Annotated in this window: 18 protein-coding genes; 5 read left to right on the top strand and 13 right to left on the bottom strand. The window is 41.6% G+C overall.

The annotated features are described in order from the left end of the window. Positions 1 to 21 precede the first annotated feature (21 nt). The 5 genes from acnA to QLH32_RS13870 form a co-directional block, all read right to left on the bottom strand. On the bottom strand, positions 22 to 2,778 hold the full coding sequence (acnA, locus tag QLH32_RS13890) for an aconitate hydratase AcnA (RefSeq protein WP_283266664.1): 2,757 nt from the start codon (positions 2,776 to 2,778) through the stop codon (positions 22 to 24). Between the two features lie 119 nt (positions 2,779 to 2,897). After that, positions 2,898 to 3,710 carry a TatD family hydrolase gene (locus QLH32_RS13885; protein WP_283269346.1) on the bottom strand — a complete coding sequence of 271 codons (813 nt, stop codon included), beginning with the start codon at positions 3,708 to 3,710 and terminating at the stop codon, positions 2,898 to 2,900. Between the two features lie 37 nt (positions 3,711 to 3,747). Next, the gene (locus QLH32_RS13880) at positions 3,748 to 4,653 is read right to left on the bottom strand and encodes an RsiV family protein (protein WP_283266663.1); all 906 of its coding nucleotides are present in this window, start codon (positions 4,651 to 4,653) and stop codon (positions 3,748 to 3,750) included. A 104-nt stretch (positions 4,654 to 4,757) separates the two neighbouring features. After that, entirely contained in the window at positions 4,758 to 5,585 is an 828-nt protein-coding gene (locus QLH32_RS13875) for a hypothetical protein (protein ID WP_283266662.1), read from the bottom strand. Between the two features lie 69 nt (positions 5,586 to 5,654). Next, positions 5,655 to 7,247 (bottom strand): peptide chain release factor 3, encoded by a 1,593-nt coding sequence (locus QLH32_RS13870; RefSeq protein WP_267981686.1) that lies wholly within the window; start codon positions 7,245 to 7,247, stop codon positions 5,655 to 5,657. Between the two features lie 261 nt (positions 7,248 to 7,508). Between QLH32_RS13870 and QLH32_RS13865 the strand changes: the two genes are divergently transcribed. Beyond that, positions 7,509 to 7,931 carry an SgcJ/EcaC family oxidoreductase gene (locus QLH32_RS13865; RefSeq protein ID WP_283266661.1) on the top strand — a complete coding sequence of 141 codons (423 nt, stop codon included), beginning with the start codon at positions 7,509 to 7,511 and terminating at the stop codon, positions 7,929 to 7,931. 57 nt (positions 7,932 to 7,988) lie between these two features. On the opposite strand, the gene QLH32_RS13860 is transcribed toward QLH32_RS13865, so the two are convergent. Continuing rightward, complete coding sequence (locus QLH32_RS13860) at positions 7,989 to 8,933, bottom strand: LysR family transcriptional regulator (RefSeq protein WP_283266660.1); 945 nt, start codon at positions 8,931 to 8,933, stop codon at positions 7,989 to 7,991. Between the two features lie 178 nt (positions 8,934 to 9,111). Here QLH32_RS13860 and QLH32_RS13855 point away from each other — a divergent pair, with 178 nt between their 5' ends. Beyond that, positions 9,112 to 10,083: an alpha/beta hydrolase family protein gene (locus QLH32_RS13855; RefSeq protein WP_283266659.1), complete on the top strand. Its 972-nt coding sequence runs from the start codon at positions 9,112 to 9,114 to the stop codon at positions 10,081 to 10,083. 106 nt (positions 10,084 to 10,189) lie between these two features. Here QLH32_RS13855 and QLH32_RS13850 read toward each other — a convergent pair whose 3' ends face one another. The 5 genes from QLH32_RS13850 to QLH32_RS13830 all read right to left on the bottom strand — a co-directional run bounded on the left by QLH32_RS13850 (position 10,190) and on the right by QLH32_RS13830 (position 18,936). Further along, positions 10,190 to 12,388, bottom strand: coding sequence for an OsmC domain/YcaO domain-containing protein (locus QLH32_RS13850; RefSeq protein ID WP_283266658.1), 2,199 nt, complete (start codon positions 12,386 to 12,388; stop codon positions 10,190 to 10,192). A 476-nt stretch (positions 12,389 to 12,864) separates the two neighbouring features. Continuing rightward, the gene (locus tag QLH32_RS13845; protein ID WP_283266657.1) at positions 12,865 to 13,782 is read right to left on the bottom strand and encodes a LysR family transcriptional regulator; all 918 of its coding nucleotides are present in this window, start codon (positions 13,780 to 13,782) and stop codon (positions 12,865 to 12,867) included. 240 nt (positions 13,783 to 14,022) lie between these two features. Next, positions 14,023 to 15,009 carry a hypothetical protein gene (locus QLH32_RS13840; RefSeq protein ID WP_283266656.1) on the bottom strand — a complete coding sequence of 329 codons (987 nt, stop codon included), beginning with the start codon at positions 15,007 to 15,009 and terminating at the stop codon, positions 14,023 to 14,025. Between the two features lie 298 nt (positions 15,010 to 15,307). Continuing rightward, positions 15,308 to 17,143, bottom strand: coding sequence for a YadA-like family protein (locus tag QLH32_RS13835; protein WP_283266655.1), 1,836 nt, complete (start codon positions 17,141 to 17,143; stop codon positions 15,308 to 15,310). Between the two features lie 59 nt (positions 17,144 to 17,202). Next, positions 17,203 to 18,936: a YadA-like family protein gene (locus QLH32_RS13830; protein WP_283266654.1), complete on the bottom strand. Its 1,734-nt coding sequence runs from the start codon at positions 18,934 to 18,936 to the stop codon at positions 17,203 to 17,205. 453 nt (positions 18,937 to 19,389) lie between these two features. On the opposite strand from QLH32_RS13830, the gene QLH32_RS13825 reads away from it, so the two are divergent. Further along, positions 19,390 to 19,737 (top strand): IS630 transposase-related protein, encoded by a 348-nt coding sequence (locus tag QLH32_RS13825; RefSeq protein ID WP_283266653.1) that lies wholly within the window; start codon positions 19,390 to 19,392, stop codon positions 19,735 to 19,737. A gap of 260 nt (positions 19,738 to 19,997) precedes the next feature. After that, positions 19,998 to 20,393 carry a hypothetical protein gene (locus QLH32_RS13820; protein WP_283266652.1) on the top strand — a complete coding sequence of 132 codons (396 nt, stop codon included), beginning with the start codon at positions 19,998 to 20,000 and terminating at the stop codon, positions 20,391 to 20,393. 245 nt (positions 20,394 to 20,638) lie between these two features. Here QLH32_RS13820 and QLH32_RS13815 read toward each other — a convergent pair whose 3' ends face one another. After that, on the bottom strand, positions 20,639 to 21,463 hold the full coding sequence (locus tag QLH32_RS13815) for a hypothetical protein (RefSeq protein ID WP_283266651.1): 825 nt from the start codon (positions 21,461 to 21,463) through the stop codon (positions 20,639 to 20,641). A gap of 830 nt (positions 21,464 to 22,293) precedes the next feature. Here QLH32_RS13815 and QLH32_RS13810 point away from each other — a divergent pair. Continuing rightward, a complete protein-coding gene (locus QLH32_RS13810; RefSeq protein ID WP_283266650.1) occupies positions 22,294 to 23,442 on the top strand; it encodes an alpha/beta fold hydrolase in 1,149 nt (382 codons plus the stop codon). 91 nt (positions 23,443 to 23,533) lie between these two features. Here QLH32_RS13810 and QLH32_RS13805 read toward each other — a convergent pair whose 3' ends face one another. Then, on the bottom strand, positions 23,534 to 25,597 hold the full coding sequence (locus QLH32_RS13805; RefSeq protein ID WP_283266649.1) for a putative bifunctional diguanylate cyclase/phosphodiesterase: 2,064 nt from the start codon (positions 25,595 to 25,597) through the stop codon (positions 23,534 to 23,536). Between the last annotated feature and the right edge of the window lie 566 nt (positions 25,598 to 26,163).

Below are 26,163 nucleotides of genomic sequence, written 5' to 3'. Positions count from 1 at the left end.
TTGAGGAGGTGTCCTAACACTTTATGCAGCAATCAGATTGCGCAGTACATAATGTAAAATACCACCTGCCTTAAAGTATTCCACCTCATTCAGGGTATCAATTCGGCACAACACCTTAAACTGCTCCTGACTGCCATCCTCTCGTACCAGCTCAACATCAAGGATTTGATGCGGCTGGATATTATCTGACAACCCATAAATGGACAGCACTTCGCGACCTGTCAGGTTCAGGGACTGACGGGTTTGCCCATCAATAAACTGCAAGGGCAATACGCCCATTCCCACCAGATTGGAACGGTGAATCCGCTCAAAACTTTCCGCAATCACCGCCTTAATACCCAGTAGGTTGGTTCCCTTTGCGGCCCAGTCCCGTGATGAACCCGTTCCATATTCCTTGCCCGCCACTATCAACAAAGGAACTTTTTGCTGTTGATAACGCATGGCGGCATCATAAATTGCCAGTTTCTCACCTGTCGGGATGTAAATGGTGTTGCCACCCTCCTCTCCATTCAGCATTTCATTTTTAATGCGAATATTGGCAAAAGTGCCACGCATCATCACCTCATGGTTACCGCGCCGCGAACCATAAGAGTTGAAATCTTTGGGTTCCACGCCTTGATCCTGCAAATAGCGCCCTGCTGGACTGTCCTTTTTAATATTGCCTGCTGGAGAAATATGGTCTGTGGTGACCGAATCTCCCAACACGGCCAGGATACGCGCCTGCTCAATATTAGTAATGGCTTTAGGTGGATGGTTGATCTCCTCAAAAAATGGTGGATGGCGAATATAGGTCGAGTTGTTTTGCCATGCATAGGTTTGGCTTTGTGGAATCTGAATAGCCTGCCATGTTGCATCACCATCAAACACAGCCGCATATTCCTTATGAAACATCTCTGTATTTACTTTCTGCAACACCTGATCAATTTCGGTTTGGCTTGGCCATATATCTTTCAGGTAGACCTCCTGCCCACCCTTGCCCACCCCAATCGGCTGGGTGGTTAAATCGGTACGGATATTACCTGCCAAACCATACGCAACCACCAACGGCGGTGAGGCAAGCCAATTGGTTTTGACTAGCGGATGGACACGGCCTTCAAAATTTCGGTTTCCAGAAAGCACAGAGGCAACATTTAAATCATGGCACTGAATGGCGGCTTCAATTGCTTCTGGCAATGGCCCAGAGTTACCAATACAGGTGGTGCATCCATAACCCACAAGGTTGTAACCGAGTTGATCCAGATAAGGAGTTAATCCTGCGGCGGCAAGATAGTCGGTCACCACTTTGGAACCAGGGGCGAGGGAACTTTTTACCGACGGCTTACGCTGCAAGCCCTTTTCAATGGCTTTCTTGGCAAGCAGGCCCGCAGCCAGCATCACGCTTGGATTGGAAGTGTTGGTACATGAGGTAATTGCTGAAATCACCACATCACCATGATTTAAAGGATAGCTTTGTCCATCCAGCGTACATGATGGATTTTCATGGGGCAAATTTGCAGCTTTGGCTTCTATGGCAGTACCACCGCCCCCCTCATTTTCCAAACGTTCCTTGGCTTCCTTGGCGGGTTTTAGGTTCAGTTCCATCAAGGTATTAAAGGTTTTAGGCACATCTGAAAGCAGCACCCGATCCTGTGGACGTTTTGGGCCTGCCAGACTGGCCTGAACTGTTCCCATATCCAGACTCAGTACATCAGTAAAAACTGGTTCATCACCCACATTGCGCCATAAACCCTGTGCTTTACTATAAGCCTCCACCAGATCAATACGGTCCTGTTGACGGCCTGTCAGGGCCAAATAACCCAAAGTCACATCATCAATCGGGAAGAAACCACAGGTTGCGCCATATTCAGGTGCCATATTGGCAATGGTGGCACGATCAGCCAGTGGCAGATCCGCCAAGCCATCTCCATAAAATTCAACAAATTTACCCACAACGCCCTTTTGGCGCAGCATCTGGGTAATAGTCAGAACTAGATCGGTCGCGGTGATTCCCTCACTTAACTTCCCAGTCAGCTTAAAGCCAATCACTTCAGGAATCAGCATGGATACAGGCTGTCCCAGCATGGCCGCTTCTGCCTCAATACCGCCGACACCCCAACCCAACACACCCAATCCATTGATCATGGTGGTATGTGAATCTGTTCCCACCAAGGTGTCTGGAAAGGCAAAAGTCTGGCCCTCATCTTCACCTAGCCAGACCGCTTGAGCCAGATATTCCAGATTGACCTGATGGCAAATTCCTGTTCCTGGTGGCACTACACTAAAGTTATCAAAGGCAGACTGGCCCCAGCGTAGAAACTGGTAACGCTCACCATTGCGCTGCATTTCAATTTCAACATTTTCGGCAAAGGCATTCTGGTTGGCAAAATGGTCCACCATGACGGAATGGTCGATCACCAAATCCACAGGAGACAGTGGATTGATACGGTTTGGATCACCACCTGCCTGAGCCATTGCGGCACGCATGGCAGCAAGGTCAACCACCGCAGGCACACCCGTAAAGTCCTGCATCAACACTCGGGCTGGGCGGTATTGGATTTCCTGATCGGAACTTCTGTTTTTTTGCCAGTCCACCAAGGCTTGAATATGCTCGACTTTTACACTTTTTTGATCTTCAAAACGCAGTAAATTTTCCAGTAAAACTTTTAATGACTTTGGGAGTTGATCAATATTACCCAGACGTTGTGCTGCCTGAGCCAGACTAAAAATTTGATACTGTTTTGAACCAACATTGAGTGTTTGTAGGGCATTAAAACTATTGATTTTGCTATATCTGGCCATGGGGTGCTCCTCCCAGTGTGGCAAGTTTGTTTGTTATGAAGTTCTTTCTTTAATGTAAGCCAGTTTGAAAAAGGATGTGTTCCCTTTTAGTTATCTTATTTTTAATGGGATGATTATTGCTACTTTAAACGCAAGGCTGTCAATGAGTTCTGCCATAATTGCTGGGCAAGCTGGTCTTGTGGCTGTCCAAGGGTTTGTGCCAAACTTTCTAAAACATAAGGCAAATTCACAGGTGTATTTCTCGTGCGGTGTTCAGTTGACGTTTGACAGCACAACGGTGTCATATCAGGGCAATCCGTTTCAATCACCAGATGTTCAGCCCCAATCGCCTGTACCACCTGAAGCAGTTTTTTGGCGTTTGGATTAGTAATCTGCCCTGTCACACCAATTTTAAAACCGAGTTTGACTAAGGCTTTAGCTTCTTCCACACCGCCACTAAAGGCATGCGCAATACCACCCAGTTTGAATTTTTGTGCCTTTAAAATGGCAAGGCTTTCCGCATGGGCTTTACGAATATGTAGTAACACAGGTTTTTGATAATGCGTTGCCAGTTCAAGTTGGGCATTAAAATAATGCTGCTGTTTGGCAAAAAGCTCAGGCTGTTTATGTTGCTTTAAAAAGGTGTCCAGACCAATCTCACCAATGGCGACACAATCATGTTGCTTTAACACCTGCTCCAATCGCTGTAGATGGGCCTGTTGATGTTGTTCAATATAAAAAGGATGCAAACCAGGTGCGAGATAGGATTGAGGGACATTTTCCCAGTGTTGCAACTGTTGATGGGTGTGAATGAGTTCATCAAAGCGGGATTCAACAAAACCGATGAGAACCAAAGCCTCTACGCCCACCTGTTTCGCCTGTACAGCCAAATGTTGCCGATCATGGTCGAAATCGGCAACATCAAAATGGGTATGGGTATCAAACAGTTGCATCATTTTATTAAAAGTCCCACTTTGGCAAAGGGGGGATTTAAGGGGACTTATTTGCCACAGGCGTAGATGCTGCTGACTCGTCTACCTTTGGCAAATATTCAGGTTTTAACACGCCCTGCAACTTATCAAATGGAATCACCAACCGTGGTAAACCTACTACATAAGGACCAATTTCATATTCAGCATATTGCAGAATTAAGCCCTGCTCCCCCAGCAGGAAGTTGTCAGTAAGCTTAAACGGCCATGCCTGCTCATATTCATCAGGGTTATTGGCAAGTTTGCTGTCTACAATCCAGACCTTAAATGCATCATGCGCCAGCTTGTCCAACGTTGCCTTTTGTTTTGGCACTAGCAGGTCGTTTAATTGCACCTGTTTTTGATTGGTCAGGTCAAAATTGTAGTAGCGTTGCGAGGTTGAGCCATGTGCGCCACCTAAATAACTGCTGCTATTCAGGACAACCGTTGCCAGTGTGCCCTTAGGCTGTAAAATCTTGGGCTTGATCATCAGACTGATTTGATGGCTACTGCTCAATGCTTTCAGTTCTTCATCAATCTTGATAAATGAATTGGCATACAACTGCGCTTGTGCATCCAGATTCTGCTTTTGTTCATTGGCCTGTACAGTAGAGGCCGCAGCATCATTATCAACAATTTCAAGCATCTTGCCGAGTTGGCTCAGTATTTCCTGATCAAGCAACTGGTCAATAAATGGGAAGTTACTCTGCAAGCGTTCAACGCTAAAATCTGGACAGGTATTGCCCTTACACTCAGGCAAACTCACCTGCACCTTGACCGTTTCACCACGTAAGATCGGCTCAGCCTGTGTCTGCACAACTGGCTGCTCTTGTGGCTTGTCCTCTGGCTGTTTAGGTTCTGATTTTGGCTGGCATGCGGCAAGCATAATTGCACATGCCAGAACGCTAGATTTATAAAATGTTTTCATCGGAAACCTGCAAGCATTGTGATGACACAAGATTTTTAAATGCTAGCGGACTTCACCGCAAACCGCTAGTGATACATGCAATTCCTATACGCTTGTTACAAAGATTAGAACATTTGTTGATAAATATCAGGCTGTAGCATCTGTTTAGTTTGTTCAGTGCTTAGATAAATATCCAGTTGCGGTGCATCCTTACTGATTTCATTGGCACGGTAATGCAGACCAATACCTTCACCATCGAAAAACCAGTCCGCTTGTCCCCAATACAGTTTTTTAGGTGCTTGCTTTTTGACTTCTAAAGATTGTGTTTCAACCCATTTTTGATAATGGTTTTGCACAATATCGTTCAAGGCATTTTGCTGATTTTTTTGAATCACATCCAGAATACTGAGACTTTTTTGTCGTTTACGGTCGGCAGCAAAGAAATAGAAACGATCCTTGACCGCAATGTCTTCCTGTTGAGTATTAATGCCGACTTGTAGTAATACATATTGGTTACGTTGTGAGGCGATACGGGTATTTAAATGCAATTCATACGCCTTGTTTTTTGAATATTTATCCTGCCATTCATCTGACTTTTTCACATAGGCATTAACCGCTTGTTGCAGGGTCAGGTTTTTATTCTGCTCAATCTGTTGCTGGATCACGTTGGCCTGATTTTTTGCAATCCATGCGTTCAACCATTCATCCTGAGTCTTAATGGTTTGAATATCGACATCAATACAGTTTTTCTTTTCACAAAATGGCAAGGCATAATCCGCCTTGGCCTCCTGCATATTGAGGTAGGGTAAAACCTCAGCTTTCTCAACTGGTGCGGTATGCTGTTCAATTGCCTGTGCTGAATCAGTTTCATTTTTATTTGGATGATCACATGCCGTTAATGCCATCATTCCAATCATTAAACTGACAGCAAAAAGTGGTTTTAAAGTGTTCATCTCACCATCCCTTATTTTTAGTTTGTTCAATTAAAAACAGCCTCTAATTAGAAGCTGTTTTTATATATTTTAGTGTTCCCGTGTGTTACGGAACTGAATATCTGGCCAGCGTTCCTGCATCAACTGCAAGTTGACACGGCTTGGCGCCAAATAAGTAAGGTGTCCACCACCATCAACCGAGAGTTGATCGTGGGCCTTTTTCTTAAACTCATTCAGAATCTTTTCATCATCACAATGAATCCAGCGCACGGTATGCACACTTACAGGCTCATAAATACAGTCCACCTTATATTCTTCTTTTAGGCGGTACGCAACCACATCAAACTGTAACACACCCACTGCACCAACAATCAGGTCATTGTTGATTTGTGGCATAAACACCTGTGTTGCGCCCTCTTCCGACAGCTCTTTCAGGCCTTTCTGCAATTGCTTGGACTTTAACGGATCACGTAAACGCACACGGCGGAACATTTCAGGCGCAAAGTGTGGAATTCCCGTAAAATGCAGGTTTTCACCACTGGTAAAGGTATCGCCAATCTGGATGGTGCCGTGGTTATGTAGACCAATAATGTCCCCAGGCCAAGCCTCTTCCAGATGCTCACGCTCACCAGCAAGGAATGTCAGCGCATCACTGATACGCACGTCCTTACCGATACGCACATGATTCATTTTCAAGCCTTTTTCATATTTACCTGAGCAAATCCGCATAAAGGCAATACGGTCACGGTGTTTCGGGTCCATGTTGGCCTGAATTTTAAACACGAAGCCTGTGAAGCCCTCTTCATTGGCATCGACAGTACGTTCCTGAGTTGGATGCGCCTTAGGTTCTGGTGCCCAGTTGATAAAGGCATCCAACACATGGTCAACCGCAAAGTTACCCAATGCCGTACCAAACAGCACAGGGGTTTGCTTGCCTTGAAGAAACAACTCACGGTCTAATGGCTCATTTGCCATCTGTACCAATTCAAGTGATTCTTCAAACGATGCCCATGCTAGCTCACCCACTTTGTCACGGATATCCGCATGGTCATAACCATCACGCACTTCAATATCAGTAATGGTTGAACCAAAACCCGCCTTGTAGACATACAGCTTATTTTCAAGCAGGTTGTACACGCCCGCAAAGTCACGCCCCATGCCCAATGGCCAGGTGATTGGCACACAACGAATTTTGAGGACATTCTCAATTTCATCAAGCAATTCCAATGGCTCGCGAATTTCACGGTCCATTTTGTTGACGAATGAAATGATCGGTGTGTCACGCATACGACACACTTCCATCAATTTAATGGTACGCTCCTCAACACCTTTTGCACCATCAATCACCATTAAGGCAGAATCCACAGCGGTTAAGGTGCGGTAGGTATCTTCCGAGAAGTCTTCGTGTCCTGGGGTATCGAGAAGGTTGATGGTGTGCTTTTTATAGGGAAACTGCATCACCGAAGTCGTGATCGAAATACCACGTTCCTTTTCCATTTCCATCCAGTCTGATGTTGCGGAACGGTCAGACTTACGGCTTTTCACCATTCCTGCAACCTGAATGGCCTTACCCCATAACAGCAGTTTTTCGGTCATGGTGGTCTTACCCGCATCGGGGTGGGAAATGATCGCAAAGGTGCGTCGCTGGGCAACCTGTGCCGCTAGTTCGTCTTTAAAACTCATGAGAAAAATCTTCAATATGTACACAGTTATGTACACAATTCCAAATGTGTACTTAACCGAAAAAAGTGGGAATTCAAAATTGGCGCAATTGTAGCAGATTTAGAGAGTATGTTTTATGCATTGTTGATATGTCTTAAGTTATCCACATGATCATCTCAGGTAAATGCTGAATAAACGTTATATACCGATATAATCAGTGATGGAGAATAAATTTCTCTTTTATTTCAGTGTTTTTAGAACAGATGAGCAAAAGGCAATAAGATGAAAATAATAAATCCCGAAGACATTCCATTGGCATTTCAAGCTGCGTGGAATCACCATGACATGACGGCCTTTGCAGATTTATTTTGTGAAGATGCCACCTTTGTGAATCGCTTTGGGCACTATGTGCAAGGGGTTCAGGAAATTGTGGCACTTCATGTTCCCATCCATGAAACGATCTACAGCGACTCCACACTTGTAAATGAGCTGATTAATCTCGCTTACATTACCGATGATGTAGTAATCAGCCATTTCTGGAGTCGGCTCACAGCAGGTGTTGCCCATCCAGTTGGCCCACATCAAATAGACACGCTGATTCTTGTGGTGCTCACAAGGCAAAATCATTTATGGCGAATCCGTGCGCTGGAAAGTGTAACACTGACCAATCCCCATACAGGGCAAACCATCTTACGGGATACCTGAACCATCTTTTGCACGGATTTATTTTTATTGAGAGTTTTTGATTTTCAAAGAAATTTCTTATGGTACTTTCAAAGAATCTAAAACCAATAATTCTCTTTTTTCAATCAAGAACTCCATCAATACACGAAGCTTGGCAGGCATATGTGCCCTTGAGGGCATATAGAGGAAGAAACCTGAACGTGGACGAACCCAAGGTAGCAAAATACGCACCAGTCGACCATCTTGCAAATAAGGCTGCACGCACAAGTTCAAATGCTGCACCAAACCAATACCTGACAAAGCTGCACGCAACATACTGTCATCATCATTGAAAATGGCATTTCCTTTAGGTTCATACACAATTGTTCGGGCCTCTGCATCAGGTGTAATGAATGACCAGCGATCAATTACACCACTCGAAGAAAAACGATAGGACAAACAGTTATGATCTTTTAATTGCTGTGGTGTTTCTGGGACTCCATAACATTCAAAATACTCAGGAGCACCCACAATCGCCATCTCTAATTGTGGAGTGATGGGTATGGCAACCATTTGATCCTCCAAGCTCTCCCCTAATCGAATGCCTGCATCAAGTCCCTCAAGCACAATATTTGAAAAACCATCATCTGTAACAAGTTCCAATCTCAGTTTCGGGTAACGTTCTAAAAACTCCCTCATATGCGGTTCAATTAAAGTCCGAGCGGCAACACGTGAAACGGATAATCGAATCAGACCAGACGGCTCAAGATGAGCTTCATCCAATTCTGCGACTGCCTGCTCAATCGCTTGAAGTGCGGGCTGCACCACATCCAATAAACGTTGCCCTTCCTCTGTCAGCGACATATCACGAGTCGTTCGATTCAGCAGCCGAACCTCTAATGATTGCTCTAGACTTTTTAAATGTTGAGATAAGGCTGCACGTGTAACCTCCATTTCTGTCGCTGCCTTGGTAAAGCTACGATGGCGGGCAATATGAGCAAACCATGTCAAAGAATAAAGAAGAGCGGGTTGAATAGGCATCATATTTTTATTTGGCTTCCACTTTTATTGTTTAGTTTAACTTACCTCTCCTATCATTCAAAGCATATATATTCAATCCAATCTCATCTTTACAATCAATTCATACAGGTCATCTGATGGCTACCCAGCCTCAAACCTATTTCCTTAAATCTATCATTGAACTAAAAAAGGAGTCATTGTCATGACAGGTATTTCAAGAGAAAGAATGCTAAAGGCATTGGAACAAGAAAAAAACATTTCAAGGGAAGACCATGAAAAAGTGAAAGGTCTGGCTGGCATGGTTAAGATGCCACGTAGCTTTATCTTTAAAAATCCTGATGAATACGGTATGCAAGGATGGTATGACCTATCAATTCCATCAGATGATGGAACACCACTGGAAGCTTGGTATATCCCAGCCAAAGGTGGCAGCAGCGATAAACTGGTGATTTTTAACCATGCCTTGCCCATGTGCCGTGCAGGTTATCCAGGTCATCTGGGTGAGCCTTGGAGTAATTTTGTTGAACCTGTAGAAATTGATTTTGTGATTCAATACAAGCATCTCACCGATGCGGGCTATAACGTACTGACCTACGATTTCCGTAATCATGGTCAAAGTGGCGCAGCCAATGGTGGTGTATCTGGCATTGGTCAATGGGAATGGCGTGATTGTGTGGGGGTGAAAAAGTTTGTTGATGCCCATCCTGAGTTCAGTAAAATGAAAGTGGCTTTATACAGTCAGTGTCTGGGTGGTATTTCACAATATGCAGCCATCAGCAAACATCCTGAACTTTTTGAAAATGTGCTGTGTATGTGCAGCCCACTCGTACCTAACATGACGGTTATTTTAGAGAGATTCGCAGCATTACAAGGTGTTGATCAATACCTTGAATTAGTCGACCTTGAATTGCTGAAACTAGGTGGTTTTCCAGCAGCAGATATGTCAGGGGCATTGTGGGCACCCCATGTCAAACTTCCAGTGTTGATGTGGCAAGTGCGTAAAGACATATTGACCACTGCTGAAGATTCTCAAAGAACATTTGATCTGTTGGCCAGTACCGATAAAGAGTTGTACTGGATTGAAGATACAACCAAACGCTTTGAGGATGGCTACAACTGGTTTGGCCGCCATCCTGAAAAAGTATTGTCTTATCTCGCCAAATATATGAGCTAATCTTTTTGGATACTACAGCAGTCATTGCCAATTCGCAGACTGCTGTAACCCACACTCAGGTGGCAACGCTATAAAAAATAAGTAATACCAGTCCCTACCTTTTAATCTAGACAGCAACAGCCTTGGCACGTGCGGCATGCAACTTTTTATAACTGTCAATCAGGCGCAAATGTCGATCCAGCCCCTCCAGTTTCATACTGGTTGGGGTGAGACCATAGAAACGGACACTGCAATCTACCGATCCAAGTACCGCATCCATCCGTTCATCACCAAACATACGGCGGAAGTTACTTAGATAATCATCCAGTTCCAGCTCATCATCCAGAATCACCTCCAGCACCACATTCATGCATTGATAGAACAGGCCACGCTCAACCGTGTTGGTGTTGTATTGCAGGAACTGCTCAACCAATTCCTTTGCCTCTTCAACTTGCTCTAAAGCAAGATAAATCAAAAGTTTTAACTCAAGAATGGTCAGTTGCCCCCACACGGTATTGTCATCAAATTCGATACCAATCAATGTGGCTATTTCGGTGTAGTCATCCAGCTCACATTCTTCCAGACGTTCAACCAAGGCCTCAAGGCTGTCATTATCCAGACGATGCAGGTTTAAGATATCTTCACGGAATGACAGTGCTTTGTTGGTGTTGTCCCAGATCAGGTCTTCCACCAGATAAATCTCGGAATAGTCAGGCACCAAGATACGGCAAGCCGTTGCACCTAAATGCTGATACACTGCCATGTAGACTTCTTTACCCATTTCCTCAAGAATGGCAAACAGTTCTTCCGCTTCTTCCACATTGCTGTTTTGACCTTGGTTGGTAAAGTCCCACTCCACAAAATCGAAATCAGCTTTGGAACTAAAAAAGTGCCATGATACCAAACCACTGGAATCAATAAAGTGTTCCACAAAGTTATTTGGTTCAGTCACCGCATTACTTTGGAACGTTGGCTGCGGTAAATCATTGAGACCCTCAAAACTACGTCCCTGCAACAACTCAGTCAGGCTACGTTCCAACGCAATTTCAAAACTTGGATGCGCACCAAATGAGGCAAAGACTCCGCCTGTACGTGGATTCATCAGCGTCACACACATCACGGGGAACTGACCACCCAGCGAAGCATCTTTGACTAATACAGGAAAACCTTGTTCCTCCAAACCTTTGATGCCTGCTAAAATACCTGGGTATTTCTCCAAGACCTGTTGCGGCACATCTGGCAGCGTCATTTCACCCTCCAGAATCTCACGTTTCACCGCACGTTCAAAGATTTCCGATAAACATTGTACCTGTGCCTCAGCCAAGGTATTGCCTGCGCTCATACCATTACTAAGATATAAATTTTCAATCAAGTTAGATGGGAAATACACCACTTCACCATCCGACTGGCGTACGAATGGCAACGAACAGATGCCCCGCTCAGTATTACCTGAGTTGGTGTCATATAAATGCGTGCCCAGCAATTCATCGTCAGGGTTATAAATCTCAAGGCAGTATTCATCCAGAATTTCTACTGGCAATTCACCATTCGGGCCTGGCTGAAACCATTTTTCATCAGGATAATGTACGAACTCAGCGTTAGCAATTTCCTCTCCCCAAAACTGGTCGTTATAGAAGAAGTTACAGTTTAAACGCTCAATAAATTCGCCCAGTGCCGATGCCAAGGCACTTTCCTTGGTTGAACCCTTGCCATTGGTAAAACACATCGGCGATTGTGCATCACGAATATGCAGTGACCAGACATTCGGAACAATATTACGCCATGACGCAATTTCAATCTTCATGCCCAAGCCTGCCAAAATACTGGACATATTGGCAATGGTCTGTTCTAAAGGTAAATCTTTGCCCTGAATATAAGTGCTGCTCTCCGAAGTCAGGCGTGGCATCAGCAATGCCTGTGCATCAGCATCAATACTTTCAACTTCTTCAATAATAAATTCAGGGCCCGTCTGAATCACTTTCTTCACGGTACAACGGTCAATGGAGCGTAGAATTCCTTGACGGTCCTTTTCAGAAATGTCAGCAGGCAACTCGACCTGAATCTTAAAAATCTGTTTGTAGCGGTTTTCAGGGTCAACAATATTGTTTTGCGATAAGCGAATATTATCGGTCGGAATATCACGTGCCGCACAGTACACTTTTACAAAGTAAGCTGCACATAACGCCGATGAAGCCAGAAAATAGTCGAATGGCCCTGGAGCTGAGCCATCGCCTTTATAGCGGATCGGTTGATCTGCAATTACTGTAAAATCATCGAACTTGGCTTCCTGACGAAGATTGTCGAGATAATTAACCTTGATTTCCATGCTGGTACCTAATGCCTCTTATGTACCAGCATCGGCACATAAGCGTGTAAATATGAATAGAATAGAATCTGAAACTGGCTTAAACAAAACAATGAATGAGCATTCAGAATAAGCTGAATTCGACGTAAATATTTGTCTAACTTATTAAAAACTAAATATCTTGATGGAATCTTGCCGAGTTTTTATCCAATTCCAGGATAAGCCGTCGGCTCGACTTACTTTTGTTTCGGCAAAAGTAAGCAAAACCATTGTCATCCGCAAAACTCGTCAACTACTATCAGCGAACTTAATAAATCGCAGAAACAATACTTTATTAACGGAGTCCTGTCTCAAACAATTGCGGATGACATTTCCGAGTATCATATTTCTTACCGAACTCAAGTTAGATAATATATGGTGCATATTATAGAGCCATTTACCCAAATTGATAACGTTTGTCTGTGTTTCCAATCGACATACAACCAACTTAATCAAGTCTAGTCGTAATAGTGATTTCGCTTTTTAGAAAACTTATCCAGTTGATTTAAAAAGCCCTCAAAATAACTCTTGTCTTTATCTTCAGTGCGATAGCCTGCATAGAGTGTACGTCGTAGACCTTTGGGAGAGACGCAATCCAGACGGCGAGAAGTCACCCAACCTTTCTGCTCATATTCATTCACCACCCAGTCAGGTAATGCCGAAATCCCGCGCCCACTGGCAACCAATTGGATCAACATTTGCGTTAGCTCAGTAGTACGAATTTCTTTGGGATGCAGATTGGCTGGAATAAATAGTTTCGCCATGATGTCTAGACGGTGTTTATCTACAGGATAAGTCACCAAGGTTTGTTCTGCCAACTCTTGAACCGTGATCTTTTCTGCCCGAACCAATGGATGAGTGTTGGATAAAACCAATCTGGATTCATATTCAAAAATTGGAAAATACTCAATGCCTTTTAAAACAATTGGGTCCGCGGTAATCAACAAGTCAAATTCCGCATTTTGTAATAACTCATGAGGATTGGACTCGAAACCAGAGACAAAATCCAGATCAACATCTGGGTATTGCTGGCGGTATTGATTCAACAATGGCATCAGCCAGTCAAAGCAACTATGACATTCCGAAGAGAAGATAATTCTGCCTGTTTGCCCATGCACAATACGGGCAATATCGGTATGTGCGATCTGGATCTGCGGTAACACATCATCCGCCAGCTTTAACAGGCGCAAACCAACATGGGAAAATGAGACAGGTCGGCTACGGCGATTCACAACCTCCACGCCAAACCATTGATCCAGCTCTTTTAATTGATGAGAAATCGCAGACGGTGTTAAATACAGGTCAGTTGCCGCTGCAACCAATGAACCGTGTTCGCGCAAGGCGGTTAATGTCTTTAAATGACGAAGTTCTAACATACTAATAAACCAGTAAAACATGCCTTAGCTTGTTTCAATACAATTGAGCAGACAATATTTATATAGATAAAATTGAATTAAATTCATCTTATCATAAAACTAATGAATTATTATAAAAATTAATTTTATTTCATTTTTTTACACATTAGATGAATATTATTAATTTTAAAATAAAAAATGCCCCTTAACTTGGGGCGCTGTTTATCAATACATTTCTTATATTTACTGTCTTAGACTCTTTTAAAGCTCATCTCCTAATCCAAAATTACCAAAAATTGGCGTGTCAGATTCTTCCCCACCTAAATCAAAACCTCCAAAAATAGGCGTGGTATCAGGTTGAGGTTGAGGTTGAGGTTGAGGTTGAGGTTGAGGTTGAGGTTGAGGTTGAGGTTGAGGTTGAGGTAAGTTTTGATTATCAACCTGAGTATTAGAACCTGTATTTGTATGATCTGGGTAAGTAGTTTTTGTACCACCATTATTATTGTCTGTATCAGGTTTTCTTGGAGCACCATCTTTGGTTGATGGATATTCATCCAGCAACAAAACTGCGCTTAAAGGATCACATTGTATTCTTTCCTTTATACTTTCATCATCATAGATTACACCCTGAGCCTCTGCATAGAATTTTTTAGAATATTGTGCATGATAGCTTGCCACCCAGTTTTGTAAAATATTTGGCAAGTTAAATGTATAAAAATAAGTTCGTGATTCATTTGGCTGATAAACACTGACCGTTTCATCATTTAAACAATAATCTGTTTGTGTTGTTTTAGCCGTTTTACTACCCGTTAGTTGGAAAGCCGCTTTACAACTATTGATATATTCATAAATTGGGGATGAGGTTGTATTTTTAACAACAACCTGAAGCTTAAATCTTATCGGAATTGAATCATTCATAGCAAAAAGATCCATCCGATCTCCCATTACCATTGGAATATTGGGCGAATAATGACGAACAAATTGGATCGTGCGTTCTATTCCATTACAGTTTTGAGTAATGGGGCTTGGATAAGCAACTGCATAGAGCAAACCATCTTCTTCCATACGGTCTGGCTTAACATCAGATTGAGGTTTAGGTACAGGACTTTCTGTGCCTACTGACAATCCACCTGTCCCAGTCCCCCCAAGGCTTACCCCTACACTCAGATTGCCATCTTCATCTTTACAGCCAGCTAAAAGCAATGTCCCCATTAAGAATAGAAAAAATTTAGAGTTTATAGATGCCATAATATATGTTCTCATTTGCTTTGTTATAAAGATTTTGCTGACAACATCCTGTTGTCCTGCTTATCTCCCAGGCATTTTATCATACCTCTAAGCACCTGATATAATTCAATACTAATCACAAAATATTTAAGTTATTAAATGCAAAAAAAGGACCACCCTCATGCTGATTAAGGATAGCCCCAAAGGAACTTCTTCCCAAGAATATCTGAGTTTTGGTTTAGCCAATCAGTAAAACCTAGATACACTTGGCACTTTATTTTTTTTATTCATTCACCATTTATATATACATGGACGCCCGTTAGAACGAGTAGCTTAGACCAACACGCCCCCCCACTTCATTTCCGCCTGCGAAGCCAACCGCACCACTCAGTGAAACACGATTTGCAATGAATGAAGTCACAAGACCCACTGATCCAGCTGTTTCACCCTCATAGTGACCTACACCTGCAAACAATGCGACTTGACCTGAACGAATGTTTGGCACTGCCTGTTGAGCTGCAAGAGCCATTGCCACACCACGGTAAGCACTTTTCTCAAAGTTATCCAAACGTTTAGCTGCTTGATTAATACGACCATCAAGGCGATTAACCTCTGCTGTACGGGTTGCTGCCTCTACATCAATGCGTTGACCTAAGGCTGCATCACCTGCAACACGTGCATCCCTTTCAGCATTAACCGCTGCAATACGCTCTGCTTTAGTGGTTGCATCGCCTGCGATACGATCTACTGTTTCTTGTGCATCTGCATTGGCACGAAGTACTGCTTCATTGTTAATCGCTACGATACGAGCTTCTTTTTCTGCTACATCCCCTGCGATACGAGCTTCTTTTTCGGCATCATCTGCTGCTGCACGAAGTTTTGCTTCATTGTCAATCGCTGTGATACGTGCATCTCGTTCAGCATTGACCGCTGCAATACGTTCTGCTTTGGTCGCTGCATCGCCTGCAATACGTGCATCTTTTTCGGCATCATCTGCTGCTGCACGAAGTTTTGCTTCATTGTCAATCGCTGTTGAAAGAACAGCATCTGCATTGGCACGTTCTTTGGCTTCATCATCAACCGCTTTCTGACGTGCTGCAACCTCGACCGCTAATTTATCAGCTAAGTCTTTGTCACCTGCAATACGTTCCGCTTTTTCTGTAGAAAGTAAATCATCAGCATGAGCAATCAGTTGCGCACCTGCACCGATCTTGGCGATTTCTTTTTGTAGCTGTGATACGTTAATGGCATCTTGATTGTCTACACCATCCGCCACTTGACTGATCGTACGAACAGCACCAGTGAAGAACCCACCAAAACTCACCGTGTCCTCAGTACTACCACCACCACCATTGTGAGTATCAGCATTATAACCAATTGCGACTGAGTTTTTATCGTCAGCAACAGGCTGTCCTGGTGCCGCTGGATCTTTCGAACCAATTACAATCGTATTTTCTGCACTACCTGTTGTACTGTGACCAATATGGATTGCATTCAGTCCACCTCCAAGTGCGTCATGACCAATATTTAGTGCATTTTCACTTCCTGTTTCTGCATTATAGCCAAGTGTGGTTGCATTTTTTGCATTAGCCCATGTTTCACTACCAATCGCAGTTGCCCCATCACCACCACTCGCCCATGCCCGATCACCCAAAGAACTCGATTGGTTACCACGGACTTCGCTATGTCCACCGAACGCAGTTGCATTTTCATCATAGACATTTTGGCTATTACCTACAGCAACACTACCCGCTTTGTTTACATTAACGCCCGCACCAACAGCTGTACTATTGGTATCATTTGCATTGATCCATGAACCCACCGCAATACTGCTCTCACCTCTGGCATGGGCCTCAGCACTTATAGCAATAGAGGAATTGCCTGTGGCTTCATTGTTTGTACCCGCAGCAAAACTATCTTTCCCCATAGCATTGCTGTTATAACCTAACCCAATACTGGTGTTATCAACATCATTGAGTTGGCCCAAGATAATACCATTGGCTGCAGATGGAACATTGGCATAATTGGTTTCCCCTCCCATTGCATTACTTAAACCAGTGCCTGTTCCTGCTGGACCTTCCCATACAGGTGCTGCATAAGCATGACTTGCCATCAAGGCAACTGCTATTATTGATAATTGAAAATTTTTTTTCATTACATCATCCTTTTATTATGACCAAATCTAACTTAGTAATTCATTTAACTAAGTACGACTTAGTTCCCTCCGATGACATACGCTACACCAGCACGACCACCCACTTTTCCACCATCAGCAACACCAAATGCACCGCTGCCAGATAGGCGGTCACTAAATGAGGTAACCGCGCCAAATGCGCCTGCTGCTTCACCCTCGTAATAACCAACACCACCAAACACAGCAACCTGACCAGGTTGGAGACTTGGGATTGCCTGTGACGCTGCCAATGAAATTGCGATACCGCGGTTAGCAGTTGTTTCCACACGGTCTAAGCGATAGTTTAATTGGTCAACTCGACCATCCAGACGTTTTACTTCTGCTACACGAGTTGCAGTTTCGCCATCAATACGCTTACCTAATGCAACATCCGCATTAGCACGTAAGGTTGCTTCATTATTAATCGCTGCGGTACGTTCTGCTTTTTCTGCGGCATCGCCTGCAATACGTTCCGCTTTTTCAGTTGCATCTGCATTAGCACGCAAGGTCGCTTCATTATTGATTGCTGCAATACGAGCATTTTTCTCTGCGAGATCCCCTGCAATACGGTCTGCTTTTTCTTGTGCATCCGCATCGGCACGTAGAGTTGCTTCATTATTAATTGCCAAGATACGTGCATCTCGTTCAGCATTAATCGCAGTAGTGCGTTCTGCTTTTTCTGCGGCATCACCTGCAATACGATCTGCTTTTTCAGTTGCATCCGCACCTGCACGTAAGGTTGCTTCGTCATCAATCTTTGTTTGCAAAGCATCATCACCAGCAATACGAGCAGTTTTTTCATTGTTCACCGCGGTGGTACGGTCTGCTGCTTCTTGTGCAATTTTGCCATCTAAAAGTGTATCACCTGCAATACGCTCAGCTTTTTCAGTATCAATCTTGGTATTAATCGCATCTAAGTCTGCTTGTGCAGGCGCATTATTAATTTTTGCAAGCTCTGATTTTAATTGTCCAAGATTCACTGCATCCTTATCATTAATACCATCTGCAACATAAACCACACGACGATCACCCATTGCAACAGTATTATCTTGATCTGCAACGGTATTTGCACCAATCGCTACCGAGTTGGCACCTGTTACTTTTGCCCCTGCACCTATTGCAACACCACCCTCCGCACTGGCTTCCGCACCACTACCAATCGCAATCGAATTTATACCACTTGCGACTGCATTACTGCCTGTGGCAATGGCATTGTCTGCGGTTGCTTTTGCACCAAAACCCAGACTAGTTGCATACTCACCTGATGCTTCTGACGTAGAACCTACGGATGTTGCACCTGTACCATTGACAGTAACCGAGTCACCAAATGCACTGGCTTGATTTCCTTTTAAATCAATATTGCCACCGACCGCTGTACCATTATCATCTGCAATGGTGATTTTATTTCCAACCGCCTGCGATGCTTGTCCATTTACAGTAATATCATTACCAACCGCTGTAGCAAAATCTTTATCGGTGGTATTGCCACTTCCGAGCACAGTGGAGCGAATGCCAGTTGTGCTGTTACCATTTCCGATAACAGCGGACCAATGTCCATTTACTGTGTTTCCTGTACCACCAGTGAAACCTTCATTGCCTGTTCCAGTATTATCTGTACCAACCACAGTTGTATTCGCCGCCGCATTATTTGTACCGACAACCGTTGTATCTGGTCCAGTTGCAGTATTCCCTGTGCCAATGTTTGTTTGAGCTGCATATACATTTGCAGCCAATAAAGCTGTTGCTATTACTGATAATTGAAAAGTCTTTTTCATTACGTGTTCCTTTGCATACTAATTATATTGTTGATAAATATTGATTTTTAAAAATCCCATAAGTTCAGCATAACCATTATGCGACATGAATCATTAAATCAATATTCAAATGTGTAATCTGCACACGTATAAAAAGTTAGCACATAGGTTGTTCATTATCAAGAACTTTAAAAACAATAAAATAAAATACAAAAATAAATTTAAATCAATTACTTATTCTAAAAAAATCATATAAAAAATTAAAAAATAATTTTTTTCCTTAAATTTATATTAAAAATATGTTCAATATGTACATAGTTTAATTTTAGTGATACATTTCATCAAGTAAGTCACTTGAGTGAATTTGTTAAGAAAAATGGCTCACCATGAACCTGAAAGCATGGGGGGGGGGTACTTAAGATTTAAAAATGTGGAACTTACATAAAACAGGAAAGGAAACAATAAGTAGACTTTATGCGAGCATATTCATTAGATCTTCGTAAGAAAGTAATGGCTGCCTACCATCAAACACAACATAAATCTGAAGTCTGCAAAAGGTTTAATATCGCCAGGTCCACCCTGGATGAATGGATTTTACTGGAACAAATCACACAGGATTTGAAACCATTACCTGCCATCAGGAATGGCCGACCTTTTAGCATTAAGGATTTAGAAAGTTTTGAGGAATTTGTAAAATCAACGCCCTTTACACAAATTAGGGACTTACTTGATCCTTTTGAGCAGAAGTTTGGTTATAAAGTTTCCTATTCAGTTCTCTGGAGGGGCTTGCACAAGATAGGCAGGGTAAAAAAACGAAATTAATGACTAGCTGAGGTTACTGACTCATCTACAATGTTGTGATTTAAAAAAAGAAAATACAATATTAAGTAGTGAACTAGAGCCAAAATATATGGTTCCACACAGCAACAGTAAGCAATTAAAATTTAAAATGATTTCATAAAAAATAGCTTGAGAAAAAACTATTTTTAAGACCGCTTAATACTGGAGTAATAAAAAGTAGAAATTTCTTTTATTGCTACAGGATCACGGATCAATCTATTAGCCTTTTAGGGGAAAATACAATGTCTGATCAATTTAGAATCATGGACCGTATCATGGCTTGCTATAAACCGTATTTAGGACAGCAAAATCGTTGCTCTTTAAATTTTAAAAACTGGAATTTGTCCAAAGCAGGTAAACTAAAATTTAAAATTATTGTACCTGACGGGTGTTCGTTACCTCATTTTAATTTAAGACAAGAAAGACTCTTTGGTTCTGATGAGATTCTTTATGAAGATCTTTGGAATGGTAAGGAAATTGACGTAAATGATAAAGATATTTGGCAAGGAAAGCGAAAGGTATATGTTGAAACAATTAATCCACTTCACAAAGTCAGTTATATGGCATTACAAGAAAAGAATAAATTGAGAGAATTCAGGGAAATCTTGCAATATGAAATTATTGTATATGTCATCTAATAACTGAAATTACACAGTGATCATTTTGAAAATGAAAATTTCTAGATAATCCACTTTCAAAAAATTATATACAACTCTACCTCTAATGCAAATGATCTGTCTTATAATGGGTTTTAAATTGACCGAATTTCAATACACTACAAATAGATAAGAACAAATGATAGCGTTGTACTCTCAGTCTGCTGAGCTGAATTAGAAAGGTTTCTATTCGCACTTCGCAATATACGATACTGCTTAGGACGATGTCACTCATCGTACTGATAAACGCCCAGACGAAATCGTTTAGTGGCATCTGCTGAATTTTCATCATTCTTACAATAATCAATAGCAGCAGAAATAACCGCCTTTGACATCAGGTTCCATAAATCAACACTCAATTGATTTAACTTTTCAACAGATTCCTGACTCAGCTCATCAGCAAATATTGCCTGTTCCAGAAAATTGCTCTGTCTAGTCAGGTTACTAATTCCAGCAGCAAGATGGTCGGAAATATTTTGAGAAAATAATTGCTTACTCTCATCCATTTGTGGATCTGGAGTAAAACTGGAATTTTGTAGAATCACTTCATCATTTTCTTCCAGAACAATTCCCAACCTTTTTAATTCCAATAGAATTGATTTTGGATGTTTCTCAGAAGAAATTTGTCTCACAAGACTTTCAAAGCTATTTTCATTACCCTGAAAAGGAATCCGTTCTGGTAATTTTTGACTCACCCAAAGACCAACCACACGTGCAGGAACACTGATCGGAAGCTGTAGGCTAAATTGATCAACCAAAGCATACTCGCCATAGCTTTGACAAAAAGCCCTTACATCACGGCGATTTAAACCAGACAACAAACTTATTGCGGAATCGGTTTTCTTCTGTTGAATCTTATCCAGTTCTTTTATTGCTTCGTTATAAAATAATGCTTTAAGCGCAGTGGTAAATTCACTATAACCAATGCCAGACTTGATCAGCCAATGAATCAACTGAGGCATGATACTGACGACATGCTCCAGTGTCGTTTCAGTATCATGAGACAACATCGTATCTTCAGAATTTACTAAAGTTGATGTCTCTTTACTCATGTAAACTCCAACCTTTAGCTCAACATTAAAAGAACTTTAACAATAAAAAAAATAGGATTTTCCTTATTCTAGCTGAATTCGCCTTAAGTGAGGATGTGGATTGTAGGCTTTTTTTTAAAAAAGTTGATGTGTTTTTACTTACAAGTCAAAAGAAAACAGATTAAATTAATATTAATCAAAATCTTAAGTATTTTAGCAATATTTTTTCAATCCTAAGTTGTTGTAATTAATAAAAATGAACAAGCAAATCACTCCTATCCTGAAAGTTTAAGCACCCATACTTTTGCCACAAACAGGCATTAGATCAGCTTTACAATAAAAAAAACCATCTCTAAAAAATAAAAAAGAGATGGCGAATGAGGAGCCTTTTCAGGGTTTGTAGCTCATAATTTAATATAGCAAATAAATGCTCAAATTACACATTTATTATAATAAAAAATAGCATCTATGTAACATTTTATGTGTTATTAGAACAAAATATTTAATATTGAGTTTAACATAATTAAATACATGAGGATTAATTTCTTTAAAAATAGGATGAAATATAAATAATATAATTTTTTCAATACATTAAGAAAAAATGATGAATATATGTAAAATATTCAAATTAATTGCCCATCAAAATAAATGCTTAAAACACACATTTAAATTCATTATCTATCTATAGGCTCAACTTCACACAGGACTGGAAAGAAATAAGCTTGTCCAAATACTCGTTATTTCAAATTGATCATTTTGTAAGACAAGTTGAGCAAATGAGTCACTGAGCTCATGTCATTTTTCTTCTAATATGCCGCTACTGAATAGCAACCTGAGAGTTTAGGTTCATCATGACTCAATTGCCGAAAGTTAAACGTGCCCTGCTTCGTTCACGAACTGCAAAAAAAGTGCTTAATAGCCGTACCAGCCATCAAGCACGTCATATATATTCCAATGCAACAGACCGTATCTTTCGCGGGGCCCAGCTTGCATTGTCTGGAAAGACTCCCTTTGACGTGGTCTATCAACGTGAAATTATCAGTTTACGTCATTACACACCCCATACGGACTCCCCAGTACAGAAACACCGTATTCCCCTAGTGATCGTGCCACCTTTAGCAGCCAATATGCTGATCTATGATTTATTCCCAAATCGTAGCTTGGTACGTTATTTTCTTGGTCAGGGCTTTGATGTATATCTGATTGACTGGGGTACGCCAAGCCTACGTCAGGCAAAATATAACCTCGGCACCTATGTAAAAACATTTATGCCAGATTTTCTAGAGAAAATTCGGGAACATAGCGGTCAGCAACAGCTTTCCCTGTTTGGCTGGAGCTTAGGTGGTGCACTTTCACTATGCTACACCTCCTTGTTTAAAGATAAAAATATTCAGAATCTGGTGATTTTAGCCTCACCTATCAATACCCATAAATCAGGTTACATGGGGAAATTTTACCAGCGCTTAACGGCTCCAGCCCAATGGGTTCGCAGCAATACCAACTTCCGTATCCACCAAGTGCCTAGCCGTGTCTTTCATGTACATGGATGGCAAAATACCCTGGGCTTCAAACTCACTGATCCTATTGGTAACTTTAAGAACTATTGGGAGTTGGTGAAGAACCTGAATGACCGCCAGTTTGTGGTTAACCATGCCACCTCAAGCTCTTTTGTGGACAATATGCTGGCCTACCCAGGCGGCGTAATGCGTGACATTATTTTACGTTTCTGGATTGATAATGAATTATCTACAGGTTCAGTAAAATTTGGTGAGCAAACCGCCAATTTAAAAGACATTGACTGTTCAGTGCTGGCCGTGGGTGGTAATACAGATATCATTGTGACTGCTGAAGCAGTACGTCCTTTAATGGATTTAATCAGTAGTGAAGACAAGCAATTTAAGGTTGTGCCAGGTGGACATATGGGGCTGGTCTCAGGCAATCAGGCACCGCAGACTGTATGGCCTGTTGTAACCGAATGGCTATCCCAGCGTTCTGATTAAAGGTTCATACTTCCCATAAAGGCTGAGCTATTGAACAAATAAACAGCCTTTATGGAAATCAATTATTATATAAAAACCAGATTATCTAAGATTAGGCAAAATGTGGCTGCCCGTGCAAGACCAAGCTATCAATATTAACAGGCCTGCCAAGCAAGTATCCCTGTAATTGATTACAGCCTAAATTTTTAAGAATATCCGCTTGTTGCTGTGTTTCCACTCCCTCAGCTGTGACAACCAAACCTAATTTTGCAGCAAGATGAATTATACTTTCTAAAATCGCTTCTTCTTTAGAATCAGGCTGTAAATCCATCAGGAAACCACGGTCAATTTTGAGTTCGTCGACAGGTAAATCCTTTAAATACAGGAAGCTTGAGTAACCTGTTCCAAAGTCATCTATTGCGATTCGAATGCCGAGCTTACGCAGGCGTTCCAGGGTACGAATACTTGAATCAATGTGATGCATTGCGGTTGATTCAGTAATTTCCAGAATCAGGTTGTGAGGCTGGATTTGATATTTTTCCAATAATTGTTCAAGGACACTGAATAATTTCTTATTTTCAAACTGTAATGCTGACAGATTCACTGCAATTGGATAAAACTGGTTTTTGCTCTGCTCCCATTTCTGAATTTGTTGACAGGCTTGTTCCAGCGCCCAATATCCCATGGGAATAATTAAACCCGTTTTTTCAGCACCTTCAATAAACATTTGTGGCGTAAGCAGTCCCAAACTTGGATGCTTCCAGCGAATCAGGGCCTCAACACCACAGACTTCATAGTTCGCGGTAAATTTTGGCTGGTAAAATAAGACAAACTGCTGCTCATCAACCGCCTTATATAAATCATTGATCAGTTTGGACTGGCTGCGTACATCTTGCTGATCGCTCATGGACTGGAATACGGTATAGGTATTACGCCCCTGATCTTTTGACACCAGCATGGCAACATCCGCATTAATCAACAAATCCTGAATATTGGTGCCATGTTCAGGATACATCGCAATCCCAAGACTCGCGGATATGTTTATGTCTTTACTGGCAATTAAATAAGTTTCCTGAATAAAATGCAGGATTTCTTCGGCAAGCTGCATTGCCTCGTTGATATCGGTATTTTCAGAAATCAGGACAAATTCATCGCCACCTATACGAAATAACTTATGGTTTTGATTTAGCTTATTGTGTAAACGGTTGGCCATCTGAACCAACAACTGATCCCCAATATGATGCCCGAACGCATCATTCACCGACTTAAAACGATCTAGGTCAATATATAAAAAGGCAGCCTTTTGTTCATGCAAGCGATGATGACTAAACACAACCTCTGCATAGTCGGTTAAATACATACGATTAGGCAGCTTGGTTAGGGCATCATGCAGGGACTGAATCTCAAGCTCTTTATTTATAAAGGTAAGTTGCTGATTACGTTCTTCCAGTCTAGATTCTAAAACCGCAACGGCAAAACCTGCGACAAACACCAGACTGGTAATAAAGATGATTGTGAACAACAATACACTTTGCTCTGTCTGTGCTGCATTCAAGGCCTTAATAATACTTTCATCAAAATAGGTTGCTGCCATGCCTGTGTAATGCATACCGACAATGCTCAGCGCCATTAACACCGCAACAATGGCTTTTAGTCCAATCCGATACCTGACTGCTGACTTATATTTAAAGATAAAGAAGAAACTTAGACCAGCCCCACTGATTGCAATTAAAACTGAGCAAATAACGAGTAAGGGATCATAATGCATCTGATGATGTTCAACTGTAAGTGCCATCATGCCTGTATAATGCATACCTGCTATACCCAAGCCCATAAACACGGCACCAAGAATCAGGCGAGGCAAAGGCAAGGTTGGGCGTGAAGTCAGCCACACCGCAAAAATAGAGGCAATTGCACCCACCATATAGGAAAGCATCGTTAACCCGAGATCAAAATGATAGCCTTCTGGCAAATGGCTAGCCAGCATTCCCACAAAATGCATTGCCCATATCGCCAACCCCAGGATTAGGCCACTTGCAACCAGAATGCTTTTTTCAAACTTTTTATAAGCAGTCTTGAAAACCAGCTCTTCCATTGAAACTGCGGCATAGCATGTTGCCACCGCAACCAGAATGGAAACGATGACCAATGTGTTATCGTAATCAACGTGTACCATAAAGGAATTCCATGATTATCCATTACTTTTTTTTATTTGCCGAGCAAATTGCCCAGGCTCAGAACGATCCTTCACACTCAAAAAAGATATGAATAGTGCATTCATAAACTTTCCTTAACAATAACATCATCTAGCATAAGGTCAAGTCTTTTTCACTTTATAAATCAATAGAATAAAAACACACAATCATTTCAGACCCATGAAAAACATTGTTTTTTTATCACAATTTTTTTACCCAAAGACTTATTTATTTTTTACTGGACAGTACGAATATTTCAGTTATTTGTTTTTGTAGGTTTTAAATCGAACTGGGACATCAAAATACCCAGCAATTTTATTGTTTTCATTTTACCTAAACCATTTTCTGGAAAATAATTAAGGCTTAAATATATTATGCCTTTTTGATCTTTGTATTGTTATAACTCTGTTATCAGCCCATCATGTAATTTTTAAGTATAGATTTAAAATATCTTTTCTTATCAAAATGATAGAATAAAATATAAAACCAAATTATGATATGTTCAATTCATATACAAAAAGAAAAATGTAGCGTATGCCATCACAGC

Source organism: Acinetobacter corruptisaponis (genome assembly GCF_030053775.1).
Classification (GTDB): Bacteria; Pseudomonadota; Gammaproteobacteria; order Pseudomonadales; family Moraxellaceae; genus Acinetobacter; species Acinetobacter corruptisaponis.
This window is presented reverse-complemented; position numbering and strand designations above follow the sequence as displayed.

Excerpts from the sequence above, each read along its gene's own strand:
- acnA (WP_283266664.1), bottom strand. The coding sequence starts at position 2,778 with ATGGCCAGATATAGCAAAATCAATAGTTTTAATGCCCTACAAACACTC.
- QLH32_RS13885 (WP_283269346.1), bottom strand. The coding sequence starts at position 3,710 with ATGCAACTGTTTGATACCCATACCCATTTTGATGTTGCCGATTTCGAC.
- QLH32_RS13880 (WP_283266663.1), bottom strand. The coding sequence starts at position 4,653 with ATGAAAACATTTTATAAATCTAGCGTTCTGGCATGTGCAATTATGCTT.
- QLH32_RS13875 (WP_283266662.1), bottom strand. The coding sequence starts at position 5,585 with ATGAACACTTTAAAACCACTTTTTGCTGTCAGTTTAATGATTGGAATG.
- QLH32_RS13870 (WP_267981686.1), bottom strand. The coding sequence starts at position 7,247 with ATGAGTTTTAAAGACGAACTAGCGGCACAGGTTGCCCAGCGACGCACC.
- QLH32_RS13865 (WP_283266661.1), top strand. The coding sequence starts at position 7,509 with ATGAAAATAATAAATCCCGAAGACATTCCATTGGCATTTCAAGCTGCG.
- QLH32_RS13860 (WP_283266660.1), bottom strand. The coding sequence starts at position 8,933 with ATGATGCCTATTCAACCCGCTCTTCTTTATTCTTTGACATGGTTTGCT.
- QLH32_RS13855 (WP_283266659.1), top strand. The coding sequence starts at position 9,112 with ATGACAGGTATTTCAAGAGAAAGAATGCTAAAGGCATTGGAACAAGAA.
- QLH32_RS13850 (WP_283266658.1), bottom strand. The coding sequence starts at position 12,388 with ATGGAAATCAAGGTTAATTATCTCGACAATCTTCGTCAGGAAGCCAAG.
- QLH32_RS13845 (WP_283266657.1), bottom strand. The coding sequence starts at position 13,782 with ATGTTAGAACTTCGTCATTTAAAGACATTAACCGCCTTGCGCGAACAC.
- QLH32_RS13840 (WP_283266656.1), bottom strand. The coding sequence starts at position 15,009 with ATGGCATCTATAAACTCTAAATTTTTTCTATTCTTAATGGGGACATTG.
- QLH32_RS13835 (WP_283266655.1), bottom strand. The coding sequence starts at position 17,143 with ATGAAAAAAAATTTTCAATTATCAATAATAGCAGTTGCCTTGATGGCA.
- QLH32_RS13830 (WP_283266654.1), bottom strand. The coding sequence starts at position 18,936 with ATGAAAAAGACTTTTCAATTATCAGTAATAGCAACAGCTTTATTGGCT.
- QLH32_RS13825 (WP_283266653.1), top strand. The coding sequence starts at position 19,390 with ATGCGAGCATATTCATTAGATCTTCGTAAGAAAGTAATGGCTGCCTAC.
- QLH32_RS13820 (WP_283266652.1), top strand. The coding sequence starts at position 19,998 with ATGTCTGATCAATTTAGAATCATGGACCGTATCATGGCTTGCTATAAA.
- QLH32_RS13815 (WP_283266651.1), bottom strand. The coding sequence starts at position 21,463 with ATGAGTAAAGAGACATCAACTTTAGTAAATTCTGAAGATACGATGTTG.
- QLH32_RS13810 (WP_283266650.1), top strand. The coding sequence starts at position 22,294 with ATGACTCAATTGCCGAAAGTTAAACGTGCCCTGCTTCGTTCACGAACT.
- QLH32_RS13805 (WP_283266649.1), bottom strand. The coding sequence starts at position 25,597 with ATGGTACACGTTGATTACGATAACACATTGGTCATCGTTTCCATTCTG.